10 protein-coding genes and 1 pseudogene are annotated in these 12,686 nt (G+C 41.7%); 8 read left to right on the forward strand and 3 right to left on the reverse strand.

The window, feature by feature from the left end:
* Positions 1-117: 117 nt before the first annotated feature.
* The 3 genes from ACTNC6_RS04925 to ACTNC6_RS04935 are packed head-to-tail and all read left to right on the forward strand — an operon-like array spanning position 118 to position 4,537.
* Positions 118-2,331, forward strand: coding sequence for a DNA topoisomerase III (locus ACTNC6_RS04925; protein ID WP_441043342.1), 2,214 nt, complete (start codon positions 118-120; stop codon positions 2,329-2,331).
* A 39-nt stretch (positions 2,332-2,370) separates the two neighbouring features.
* Positions 2,371-3,561 (forward strand): phosphopentomutase, encoded by a 1,191-nt coding sequence (locus tag ACTNC6_RS04930; RefSeq protein ID WP_173742918.1) that lies wholly within the window; start codon positions 2,371-2,373, stop codon positions 3,559-3,561.
* Between the two features lie 46 nt (positions 3,562-3,607).
* Entirely contained in the window at positions 3,608-4,537 is a 930-nt protein-coding gene (locus ACTNC6_RS04935) for an AEC family transporter (RefSeq protein ID WP_441033067.1), read from the forward strand.
* A gap of 117 nt (positions 4,538-4,654) precedes the next feature.
* Here the strand turns inward: ACTNC6_RS04935 and trpS are convergent, their stop codons facing one another.
* On the reverse strand, positions 4,655-5,716 hold the full coding sequence (trpS, locus tag ACTNC6_RS04940) for a tryptophan--tRNA ligase (RefSeq protein WP_441033070.1): 1,062 nt from the start codon (positions 5,714-5,716) through the stop codon (positions 4,655-4,657).
* 212 nt (positions 5,717-5,928) lie between these two features.
* On the opposite strand from trpS, the gene ACTNC6_RS04945 reads away from it, so the two are divergent.
* The 5 genes and pseudogenes from ACTNC6_RS04945 to ACTNC6_RS04965 form a co-directional block, all read left to right on the forward strand.
* Positions 5,929-7,419 (forward strand): AAA family ATPase, encoded by a 1,491-nt coding sequence (locus tag ACTNC6_RS04945; protein WP_441043343.1) that lies wholly within the window; start codon positions 5,929-5,931, stop codon positions 7,417-7,419.
* Between the two features lie 30 nt (positions 7,420-7,449).
* Positions 7,450-7,827, forward strand: a complete 378-nt coding sequence (locus tag ACTNC6_RS04950) for a DUF6483 family protein (RefSeq protein WP_441043344.1) — start codon at positions 7,450-7,452, stop codon at positions 7,825-7,827.
* A complete protein-coding gene (locus tag ACTNC6_RS04955) occupies positions 7,827-8,495 on the forward strand; it encodes a YkgJ family cysteine cluster protein (RefSeq protein WP_441043345.1) in 669 nt (222 codons plus the stop codon). The genes ACTNC6_RS04950 and ACTNC6_RS04955 overlap by 1 nt, the downstream gene beginning before the upstream one ends.
* Before the next feature lie 9 nt (positions 8,496-8,504).
* Positions 8,505-9,302 carry a helix-turn-helix transcriptional regulator gene (locus ACTNC6_RS04960; protein ID WP_441043346.1) on the forward strand — a complete coding sequence of 266 codons (798 nt, stop codon included), beginning with the start codon at positions 8,505-8,507 and terminating at the stop codon, positions 9,300-9,302.
* 127 nt (positions 9,303-9,429) lie between these two features.
* Positions 9,430-10,467: pseudogene (locus ACTNC6_RS04965) on the forward strand (glycoside hydrolase family 3 protein); the annotation flags it as partial.
* Between the two features lie 162 nt (positions 10,468-10,629).
* On the opposite strand, the gene fliB reads toward ACTNC6_RS04965, so the two are convergent.
* Together fliB and ACTNC6_RS04975 are read right to left on the reverse strand one after the other, a co-directional pair.
* Positions 10,630-11,832, reverse strand: coding sequence for a flagellin lysine-N-methylase (gene fliB, locus ACTNC6_RS04970; RefSeq protein WP_441043347.1), 1,203 nt, complete (start codon positions 11,830-11,832; stop codon positions 10,630-10,632).
* A gap of 4 nt (positions 11,833-11,836) precedes the next feature.
* A complete protein-coding gene (locus ACTNC6_RS04975; RefSeq protein ID WP_441043349.1) occupies positions 11,837-12,676 on the reverse strand; it encodes an AraC family transcriptional regulator in 840 nt (279 codons plus the stop codon).
* Positions 12,677-12,686 lie beyond the last annotated feature (10 nt).

The raw sequence follows: 12,686 nt of genomic DNA on the forward strand, positions 1-12,686 counted from the left end.
GTCAGGGATGAAATTTGCTTTGTCCCTGACTTTATTTATCATAAAAATAAAAGGTAGAATGTAAGCAGGTTCTATGCTATACTTTGAGTTGAAAATGGCGGAATAAGGAGTGAAAAAATGAAATCATTAGTCATCGCAGAGAAACCTTCTGTGGCCAGGGATATAGCCAGAGTGCTTCATTGTACACAAAAAGGTAACGGAACGTTGGAAGGAAAGGAATACGTAGTTACCTGGGCACTGGGACATCTGGTCACCCTGGCAGATCCGGAGGAATACGATAAAAAATATACAAAGTGGGAAATGTCAGCTCTCCCTATGCTGCCGGATAAAATGAAGCTGGTAGTAATCCGTCAGACCGGTAAACAATATAATGCAGTCAAAACCCAGCTTTATCGCAAAGATATCAAAGACATTATTATTGCCACAGATGCCGGCAGAGAGGGAGAACTGGTGGCAAGATGGATTCTGGATAAGGCGGATTGTCATAAATCTATTCGCAGACTGTGGATATCTTCTGTTACTGATAAGGCCATCAAAGAAGGATTTGCAAATCTGAAAAACGGACATGAGTACGATAACCTGTACAGGGCTGCTGTAGCCAGAGCAGAAGCAGACTGGCTGGTAGGGATGAATGGTACCAGAGCACTTACCTGTAAATATAATGCCCAGCTTTCCTGTGGGCGTGTGCAGACTCCTACTCTGGCAATGATCGCGAAACGGGAAGAAGAGATCCGTGCATTTAAGCCAAAGGAATATTACGGACTTACTCTGAAGGCAGGAGAGGCGACCTGGACCTGGAAAGAGCCAAAGAGTAAGAGCTTCAGAACCTTTAATAAAGAACGTGCGGAGGAGCTTTCCAATGTTCTCAGAAATCAGTTTCTGGAAGTGAACTCAGTAACCAGTAAAGAAAAGAAAACTTTTGCACCGGGATTATATGATCTTACTACGCTGCAGAGAGAAGCAAATCAGAGATATGGATATTCGGCAAAGCAGACACTGAATATTATGCAGCGTTTGTATGAAAATCATAAAGTTCTCACTTATCCGAGAACAGATTCCAGATATATCGGAAAGGATATTGTTCCTACGATCAAAGAACGCCTGAAGGCCTGTGCAGTGGGACCCTACAGAAAACTGGCAGGTGTTTTGATGAATCAGCCAATCCGTGCAAATGGAAGTTTTGTGGATGATAAAAAGGTCAGTGACCATCATGCAATTATTCCTACGGAGCAGTTTGTCCAGCTTGATCATATGACAAATGAAGAACGGAAAATCTATGATATGGTAGTTCGCAGATTTTTAAGTGTACTGTATCCACCCTTTGTTTATGAGCAGGTAAGCATGGAAGGAATGGCTGCAGGAGAAATGTTTGCGGCCAGCGGAAAAGTTGTGAAAAGTGCGGGCTGGAAAGAAGTATATGAAAATACGGATGCAGAGGAGGAAGATCTTGACCCGGCAGAGGAAGGAAAGCTTTTGAAGGACCAGAAGCTTCCTAAGATGAAAAAAGGTGAGAAGCTGTATATTGAAAATGTATCTATGAATACAGGTAAGACAAAACCGCCTGCAAGATTTACAGAAGCTACACTTCTTGCTGCAATGGAGAATCCGGTGCGGTATATGGAAAGCCATGATGCGAAAGCGGCCAAGACGCTTGGGGAAACAGGCGGACTTGGAACAGTTGCAACAAGGGCGGATATCATAGAGAAGCTTTTTAACAGTTTCCTGATGGAAAGGAAAGGAAATGAAATCTACCTGACCTCCAAGGCAAAACAGCTTCTGGAGCTGGTACCGGAGGAACTGCGCAAGCCGGAACTGACAGCAGACTGGGAGATGAAACTTGGAAATATCGCCAAAGGCAGGATAAAGCAGGAGGTATTTCTCAAAGAAATCCGAAATTATACCTGTGATATTGTGGAAGAGATTAAAACAGGACAGGGAACTTTCCGCCATGATAATCTTACAAACAAGATTTGTCCCAACTGTGGAAAGAAGCTATTGGCAGTGAGCGGAAAGAATGCAAAGATGCTGGTATGCCAGGACAGAGAATGTGGTTACAGAGAAACGGTATCCAGAACAACAAATGCCCGTTGTCCCAAGTGCCATAAACGAATGGAAATGTATGTCAAAGGCAAAGAAGAGACCTTTATCTGCGGTTGCGGATATAAAGAAAAACTTTCTGCTTTTCAGGCGCGAAGAGCCAAAGAAGGGGCAGGAGTGAATAAACGTGATGTTCAGAAATATATGAGGCAGCAACAGAAAGAAGCCAAAGAGCCGGTGAACAATGCATTTGCACAGGCGCTGGCAGGATTAAAGGGACAAATAAATAACTGATTAAAAACAAGATGATACCAAGAATGGGGGAAATGATATATGGAAAAATATAAAAGAATATTTGTGATCGTACTGGATTCACTGGGAATTGGGGCAATGCCGGATTCTGAGAAATTTGGTGACAAAGGGGTAGATACCTTTGGGCACATTCTGGAACGTATGGGAACACTGGACATTCCCAATCTGCAGAAACTGGGAATGATCAATCTTCATCAGGCCGGAAATATGACTCCTGTGGAGAAACCCATGGGACGATTTATGCGTGTCAGTGAAGCGAGCAACGGCAAGGATACTATGACCGGACACTGGGAAATGATGGGAATCAGGACAGATAAGCCATTTAAAACATTCACAGAAACAGGGTTTCCGCAGGAACTGATCGCAGAGCTGGAGAAGCGCTGCGGGAAACGCGTGATTGGCAATAAGAGTGCCAGCGGTACTGAGATTATTGAGGAGCTGGGTGAGGAAGAAATCAACACAGGAGCTATGATCGTATATACATCTGCTGATTCAGTGCTGCAGATTTGCGGAAATGAGGAGACCTTTGATCTCCAGAACCTGTATCGCTGCTGTGAGATTGCCCGTGAGATTACCATGAAAGACCAGTGGCGTGTGGGACGTATTATTGCGCGTCCATATGTGGGCAAGAAAAAAGGGGAGTTCAGGCGTACAAGTAACAGACATGATTATGCGCTGAAACCTACTGGACTGACAGCTATGAATGTATTGAAGGATGCAGGATATGATGTGATCAGTGTAGGAAAGATCAATGATATTTTCTGTGGGGAAGGAGTGACAGAGGCTCTGCATTCCAATAGCTCTGTACATGGAATGGAACAGACTATTGAAATTGGAAAGAGAGATTTTCATGGATTGTGTTTTACGAATCTGGTAGATTTTGATGCATTATGGGGACACCGCAGAAATCCGGAAGGTTATGGACAGGAAATCGAAAAATTTGATAAGAATCTGGGAGTTCTGATGGAAGAGATGACATCCGATGACCTGCTGATCATCACTGCAGATCACGGCAATGATCCCACATATACAGGTACCGACCATACCAGAGAATATGTTCCTTTTATTTCCTGGTCACCTGCAATGGCTGAGGGAGGCTGTTTAGAGGAAGAGAATACATTTGCGATTATCGGTGCAACTGTTGCAGACAATTTCCATGTCAAAATGCCGGAAGGAACAATTGGACACTCTATTCTGGATAAGTTAATATAAGCAGAAAGCAGTTATTTTTCAAATTTGATCAGAAGGAGTGAAAAAATTGGATGTTTTGCAAATTGTCATGCCGGTTCTGGTAATGATCATTCTTGGTATGCTATGCCGTAAATGGAAGATTCTCACGGGTGAGGGAGTCGCCAACATGAAGGTCCTGGTAACGAATGTTATGCTGCCGGTTGCTATTTTTCATGCATTGGCAACAGCAGAATATAATAAAGAAACAGGAATTCTCATACTGATCATGCTGATCATGCTGATTGTTTCCTTCAGCCTTGGATTTGTGCTGAAGCCCTTTCTCAAGGGAAAATATCAGAGGTATCTGCCTTTTATGGTAAGTGTATATGAGGGCGGTCTGATGGCATATCCTTTGTATACCAGTCTGTGTGGCAGCGAAAATCTGTCACATGTGGCAGTGCTGGATATTGCGGGACTTCTCTTTGGATTCAGTATTTATATGGGAATGCTGGGACAGGTAGAAGACGGTGGAAAAATAGATGTAAAAAAACTCTTCAGCAGTGCAATAAGAACGCCTGCATTTATTGCCAGCGTTCTGGGAATTATAGCAGGTTTGTCAAATATTATTATAATACTTCTGGACAGCCCTTTTGGCGGTGTATATCAGAGTGTGGAGAATATTCTCACCACATCTGTAACTGCTATCATTCTTCTTGTGGTGGGCTATAGTATGGAACTAAATGCCAATTTGCTGAAACCCTGTATTACCACCATCCTGATCAGGATGATTCTGCAGGGAGTGATGATGGCTGGAGTACTTTTTGCAGTACATTCTCTGGTTGGGGATTCTCAGATTGTAAATCTGGCCATTATTACCTATATGTCATCACCGGCTACCTTTAGTATGCAGACCTTTATGAAGGATGAAGAAGGCAGCGCTTATGTATCAACAACCAATTCCATGTATTGTCTGGTTTCTATTCTGGTATACATAATCCTGGCAGTTGCCATCTGCTGACAGAAGAGAGAAATCATATAAATAAATGATAAAAAGAGCCTGTAAAAAATAAGAGATGTTTTTTACAGGCTCTTTATCGTCTCAAGAAGTTTTAAATGAAAAATTATTACTGCTCAATTATTTGATCAGGCTGTTGTCATCGAAATAATTGATCTGCATTGCAGAACGTACATCATGAAGTGTCTGTGCAGCCTTTGCTTCGGCTGTCTTACTTCCTTCTTTGAGGATTTCATATACGTCATCCAGATGCTGTTCCCAGTATTTACGTCTCTCACGGATCGGAGAAAGCTCTGCCTGAAGCACTTTGTTCAGGAATTTTTTGACTTTAACGTCACCAAGACCGCCGCGTGTATAGTGAGCTTTCAGTTCATCCAGATTCTGATATTCAGGCAGGAATTCCGGGAAGTATTCCGGTTTGCAGAAAGCATCCAGATAAATAAATACCGGGTTTCCTTCTACACGACCCGGGTCTTCCACGCGAAGATGGTTAGGGTCTGTGAACATAGACATAACTTTCTTTTTCACATCTGCTTCTTCATCTGAAAGATAGATGCAGTTTCCAAGAGATTTGCTCATTTTTGCTTTTCCATCGGTACCTGGAAGACGTAAACAGGCTTTATTGGATGGCAGGATGATCTCCGGCTCTGTTAAGGTTTCGCCGTATACCGTATTGAATTTGTGCACGATCTCCTTGCACTGCTCAAGCATTGGAAGCTGGTCCTCACCAACCGGAACAGTAGTAGCCCGGAATGCCGTAATATCTGCAGCCTGGCTGATGGGATAACAGAAGAATCCAACAGGGATACTTGCTTCGAAATTACGCATCTTGATTTCGGATTTAACTGTAGGATTACGCTGTACACGTGCTACAGTAACAAGGTTCATATAATAAAAAGTAAGCTCTGTAAGCTCCGGAACCATAGACTGGATAAAGATAGTGGATTTCTCAGGATCAATGCCGCATGAAAGATAATCAAGGGCAACCTGAAGGATATTCTGACGAACTTTCTCAGGGTGTTCCGCATTATCTGTTAATGCCTGCGCATCTGCGATCATAATATAAATTTCATCATATAAGCCAGAGTTCTGTAAACGAACACGCTCAGACAATGAACCAACATAATGTCCAACATGAAGGCGGCCGGTTGGACGGTCACCGGTTAAAATAATTTTGCTCATTTTGCTCTCCTAAAAGTGAATTTCGATTTCCCAGAGAGTTCTGGAAATTCTAAGTTATCACTATTATAAAGCCTGTGACGGATACCGTCAACATTTTTGGGAAAGGATTTCATTTCCGGAATTGATTAAAAGGAAAGATTCTGCTAGAATAAAAAAATACGGAAAGTTACTGTTTTATACAGGTGAAAGATAAAATAAAAGGAGTATTTATTATGCCAGTATTTGATTTCAGTGGTGCTTCAGACAAGAAAACAGATGTACAGTCTGAATGTACTTATACTACTTTTAAGTCTGATAGAAACGAAACATCTCCAGAACAGCCGATTATGGTCCTGGATAACAGCCGACGCAGGTGGAAGCATCATTCCTGCGGCATTTTTACAAACCCTATCAAACGCACTTCTTTTGAATTTAAAGAAGAGGATGGTGTTTTCAGCGCAGATATCCTTAGTATTGATTCCAGATTTGTAAGCCTTCTGAAATGGCTGGGAGAGAATCATATCAATGTGCGCCTCTCAGGAGAAAATCAGGAGAATGGTTATGCAGTTTATAAGATTCGGGAGACTGCATTTGGAGGTGGAACAAAGCTTTCTGCAGAAGATGGATTTCTCCAGTTTATGATTGAGAGACTTCTGGCAAGCAGTGCACCCATAGAAACCACAGAGGAAGAAGAGGACGAGGAAATCGGTGATGAGATGAAGCTGACAAGTATTCAGAGCATTACTGATTTTATGACCTGCGCAGGCAGAACCTTGCCGGATAATATTCGTCTGTGGGCACGAAGAAACCTTGCAGTTGCCCGCTCTCATGAAGTATCTCCTGAGGAGAGAAGACATGCACAGAGAGCATTGTCCATTATGATGAACATTCAATGGAAAAATAATTATTTTGAAGCAATTGACCCTCAGGAAGCCCGCAGAATTCTTGATGAAGAACTCTATGGAATGGAATCTGTAAAACAGCGTATTATTGAGACGATCATCCAGATCAACCGTACCCATACACTGCCTGCCTATGGATTGCTTCTTGTAGGACCGGCAGGTACCGGTAAGTCTCAGATTGCCTATGCAGTTGCCCGCATCCTGAAGCTTCCGTGGACAACTCTGGATATGAGTTCTATTAATGACCCTGAACAGCTTACAGGAAGCTCCAGGATCTATGCAAATGCAAAGCCTGGAATTATTATGGAAGCATTTTCGGCAGCAGGAGAGTCCAACCTGGTATTTATTATCAATGAGCTGGACAAAGCAGCTTCCGGAAAAGGAAACGGAAATCCTGCAGATGTGCTTCTGACACTTCTTGATAATCTTGGATTTACAGATAACTATATGGAATGTATGGTGCCTACAGTTGGCGTTTATCCTATTGCCACAGCCAACGAGAAAGACCAGATCAGTGCACCGTTAATGTCCCGTTTTGCGGTCATTGATATTCCAGATTACACATCTGAAGAAAAGAAAATTATTTTTTCAGAATATGTTCTGCCAAAGGTACTGAAACGAATGAGCTTGAAGGCAGAGGAATGTGTAGTGACAGAGGAAGGACTGGAAGCTGTTGTTGAAAAACACAAAAACACAAGTGGTATTCGTGATTTGGAGCAGACAGCAGAGCATATTGCGGCCAATGCACTGTATCAGATTGAGGTTGATCATTTGACAGGTGTGGTCTTTGACGGTGAGATGGTAAGGAAGTTACTTTCCTAATGAGATAAAATTAGAAAGGAAGAAAAAGTTATGGCAGTACAGGATGATCATATGATAAGAAATATTCAGGATGTAGGAAGACTGATCGCAAAGCTTCTGCTTCATGAGCAGCAGCCGGATTACAGACTTCCTGAGAACAAGGAAGATTACACAGAGGCAGATAAGCTTTTTTCAACTGTTATGAAGCTGGCAGAAGAAGGAAAAATCAATGAAGCAGAAAACGAATTATACATGGGTATGGTAGAAGATGATGCAGATTATCTGGAACTGGCACTGACCTTTTATCTGTATCTGAATGATATGGACGGAGATTTTCTGGACGATAATGATTATTCCAGGGAGGAAGTTCTGGAAGGTATGAAAGATCTTGCTTCAGACTGGGGCGTTACAGGACTGGAGACTTTCTGATGCGAAGAGAACAGACACTGGAAGAGATTTCCGACGGAAAGTTATATGATTCCAATGACATGGTAAAGGCAGACTGTCATGACTGTGAGGGATGCTGTGACTGCTGTCAGGGAATGGGAGATTCTGTGATCCTGGATCCATATGATGTACACAGATTATCTGTGGGACTTAAGAAGCCTGTAGAGCAGCTTCTGCAGGAGTGCCTGGAACTGGGAGTATCAGACGGAAATATCCTGCCTCATCTCCGGATGACAGGTGAGAAGGAACAATGCGTATTTTTGAATAAAGAGGGCCGCTGCAGTATTCATGCTGTCAGACCAGGCTTCTGCAGGCTGTTTCCTCTGGGAAGACTTTATGAAGACGGGGGATTTAAATATATTCTTCAGATCCATGAATGTCCCAAAACAAACAGAAATAAGATCAAGGTAAAAAAATGGATCGACACACCGGATCTGAAAAATTATGAGAAATTTGTCAATGACTGGCATTATTTTCTGCTGGATGTGCAGGAAGTACTATACAATGCTGAGGATCCAGATCTGATCAGAAATCTGAACCTCTTTGTGGTGAACAGATTCTATCTCAAACCATATGATCAAAATCAGGATTTCTACATACAGTTTTATGAGAGACTGAAAGAAGGAAAAGAATTGCTGGCACTGGCGTAGGAGAGACATATGAGTTATCAGAACGAATGGCTTCTTTTTGAGGCAGAAGATGAGTTTGATGAAATTAAGCACAGAGAACCGACAGAGGAATTATTGTTCTATCGTGCAGTTGCAAGTGGAGATATAAAAACTGTTAAGAAGAATTGTGAACGGCAGAGATTTACAGAGTGTGATGGTGTGGGAGTACTGTCAAAGAATGCGGTCACAAATATGAAATATCATTTTGTTATCACTACCGCAATGATAACCAGACTCTGTAAACAAAATGGAATGGAGATGGAACAGGCATTTCATTTGAGTGATTTTTATATTCAAAAGCTGGATGACATTCATACAGTAGAAGAGGTTCAGAGCCTTCATGATGAGATGGTGATGGATTATACTGAAAAAATGCGCAGATATTTCAAAGACAACACTTATTCTAAACATATCAACGCAAGTAAAGAATACATTTATTCTCATATCAAAGAACGAATTACAATAGAAGATCTTGCAGATTCACTTGGAGTATCTGCGAGCTATCTCTCCAGATTATTTAAAAAAGAAACAGGAATATCGGTCAGTGCCTATATCCGCAGACAGAAGATAGAAATGGCGAAAAATCTTTTGCAGTACAGTGATTATCCGATCATTGAGATTGCAAACCGTCTTTCCTTTTCTTCCCAGAGTCATTTCATCCAGCAGTTTAGGGAAGTTACGGGAATGACACCGGGCAAATACAGGGATGAACATTATATGATACACTGGGATATAGAAAAAGAACTTTGTGTCGCATCAGAGTCGGAACTGAAAAAAGAACAGGATTAATCAAAATAAAAGATCTGTGCAGAGACAGGAAAAACTGATAACAGCGCAGGTTCCGGAATATTATTTTAAACCTGCGATGATACCGGCAAAATCGGAAGATGTCAGAAAAAATCAGGAAAATCTGACAGAGGAAGAAAAAAGATTTGTTTCTGTTCTGGAAGACAGAACTACAGAAGAGCTGATTCCTCTGCTTTATGGAAAGATTTCAGAGAATATCAGTACTCTTGGTGCAGCAGGGATTCGAGTGCCGGGATCAGCAGGTGAAACCTGCGGTACTTTGGAAGAGTATGGAATACCCTCTCTTGTTATGGCAGACGGTCCGGCAGGAATCCGCCTCAGACAGTGGTATGAAGTAGATAAAGAGACAGACAGCATCTATGAAATGGGAGTTCTTGGTTCACTGGAAAATGGAATTCTGGAACCTGGTGTGCATCATGAGAATGCAGATACTTATTATCAGTACTGTACTGCTTTTCCGGTAGGAACAGCACTGGCACAGACCTGGGATACAGATCTTATGACAGAGTTTGGAAAAGCAATCGCAGAAGAAATGGAAGAATTTCATGTGAATCTGTGGCTTGCACCAGGCATGAATATCCACAGAAATCCATTATGTGGAAGAAATTATGAATATTATTCAGAAGATCCATATCTGTCAGGGATGCTGGCAGCAGCAGTGACCCGGGGTGTTCAGAGCAAGTCAGGATGTGGCGTAACAATCAAGCATTTTGCATGCAATAATCAGGAAGATAACCGCATGGGTGTTGACTCCTGTGTATCCGAACGTGCGCTCAGAGAAATCTATCTTCGCGGATTTGAAATTGCAGTAAAAGAAGGAAATCCTGTTTCTATTATGACTTCCTATAATCTTATCAACGGTATTCATGCGGCGAACAGCAAAGATCTGTGCATGACAGTTGCCAGAAAAGAATGGGGATTTGACGGAGCAATTATGTCAGACTGGAACACAACAGTTCCGGAAAATGGAAGCATTCCATGGAAATGTGTGGCAGCAGGCAATGACATTATCATGCCTGGAAATCCGGATGATGATAAGAATATTCGCCAGGCATATAAAGAAGGTAAACTTACAGAAGAAGAAATCCGAAATTGTGCCGGACATCTGGTATCTATGATCCGTAGATTAGAGCGTACAGATTGTTGAAATGATTTTTCAAACACGCTCTAAATGAAAACAGATAGAATTCTGGCATATGCTGAAAACACAGTAATGAGAGGACAATATTAATTATTAAAATCAATCGGAAGACCATCAGAGGCCTTCCGATTGATTTAATGCTCATAATAACTGGATTTTTTATTTGCATCAGCAGATTTTCAGTAGATTTTCAAAGGAGAAAATCTCTTTTTCAGACATTAATTCTTCAAATCTGTTCAGGTTAAGATCTGAGTGTTCCAGTTCTCTTGAAAACTGATAACAGATACGGATCTGGTCATCCAGCTTAAACTGCCGGTTGTTTTTCAGATAGGTTCCCACATTTAATTCATGGATAAACAGGGTGCACACAACTGCCATTTTCACCTTGGCGAAGATCTCATCATCATAAACTGCACCACAGAAATAGGTATAGATCCAGTAAACAAGAAGCTGTTCCCCCTGAATCTGCCAGTCAGGATAGGAGAAATCAAATTCACTTTTCTGCCAGGAATAAAGATTTCCGGAGTCAGACTGCGGATCTGTATTTCCATTATACAGTGGAGTCAGACAATTCTTTAAGTATTCCTGCCATCCTGGGCGCAGAACCTCCATTTCCGGAACAACAGTTTTCCACATTTTTTTAAATAATTGTTCTGGTGTATTTACGCAGGCAGATGCAGCAGAACTGTTTTCTATGTTATCTGCATTTATACGAGAGTAAATTTTACTGCAAAATCTATCTCCGTATCCGGAATCTTCATGTCGTTTTCGCATTTCTTCCCATTTAAAGAGTTCATTTTTATTTACACATAACTGGAAATCATGTGCAGCAGCCAGAAGTTTCCACAGACGTTTCTGCATGGGTACAGCTCTGTCCTGGATGATATCTATAAGCATATCACGGGTGTCCATAAGTGCAGTGAACAGGAAATAATCAAAGTCATCATAGACTTCTTCTTTTGTCTTTTTTTCTTTTGTGATAAAGTGTACCTTTTCTTTTTGGGAAAGTAAAATCCTTGCTGCCTCAGGACAGGAGAGCGACAGGGAAATCTCACGCAGACCTTCAAATTCTTCAATATGTCTAGGATAATTTCTGCAGGTTCTGCAGAACATTTCCGGTCCTGCTTCTGTGTGGATATCACACAGGTTCTCTTCGTTGAGAAAAGCACAGCGTCTGTTATACTGGCGGAAAACATGATGTTTCCAGTCAATATCATTGTGCAGGCGATTGCGGAACGGACCTTTAAAGTGCTGGTACTTCTTCAGTGTCTGATCGTCAATCACGATCTGCCATCCTGCGCAGCAGGTATCCGGACAGGCTCCTGCAATGCAGGAAAATTCTTTATAGTAATCTGGAAATGTAAATTGCATGGTATCACATTGCTTCCTTTCGTTTTTTCTTGAGTTTGCGGTAATTTCCTGCAGTCATTCCACAGGATTTGCGGAAGCTCTGAGAGAGATAGCTTTGAGAGGAGAATCCTGTGAGATGTGCAATATCTGAAATCCCATAATCAGTATTTTCCAGAAGTTCCTTGCACACTTCGATGCGTTTCCGGTTCAGATAATTGATAGGAGAAATCCCATAATATTTTGTAAATTCATGACTCAGATAATACTTATTAAGATGACTGAGTTCTGAGAGGTGATCCAGAGTAATATTTTCCCCGTAATTGGAGTCAAGATAACGCTTAATATGAGCGCACTCTTTACTTGGATGCTGGGTGGTGATCAGTTCAAATGGTGAATCCGTAATGCGCCGAAGCTGCAGGATCAGAATATCCAGCATATGACTGCAGATGGTTTCATATCCTTCAGACTGTCTGTCCAGCTCCTGAAACAGAGAATTAAAGTAAAATAACAAATCTGTTTTCTTTTCACGACAGTTAAAAATGCGATACTCTTTATGACCGTTAAAGGAAAAACACAGTCCGTCCACACCTACAGTAAAATAACTCAGAGGAGGACTCCCTTTGGAGATTTCAGTGTGATTGATATGTGGATTAATGATGACCAGATCGTCCTTTGAGATTGGGAAGATCTGATCCTCGATCAGAAAATCTCCCTGACCGCCACGTACATAGAACAATTCTGTAAAGGCATGAGAGTGAGGAATACTGGGCCAGTCACCCTCGTAGCGGGAAGAAGAGGTATTTAAAAGTGTAATATTCTGAGCTGTTGGGTGTTCGGGGCTGAAACGAAATGATTGTGAGCTCATGGCAGATTCT

It is taken from the genome of Blautia sp. HCP3S3_C4 (assembly GCF_052064095.1).
Classification (GTDB): Bacteria; Bacillota; Clostridia; order Lachnospirales; family Lachnospiraceae; genus Blautia_A.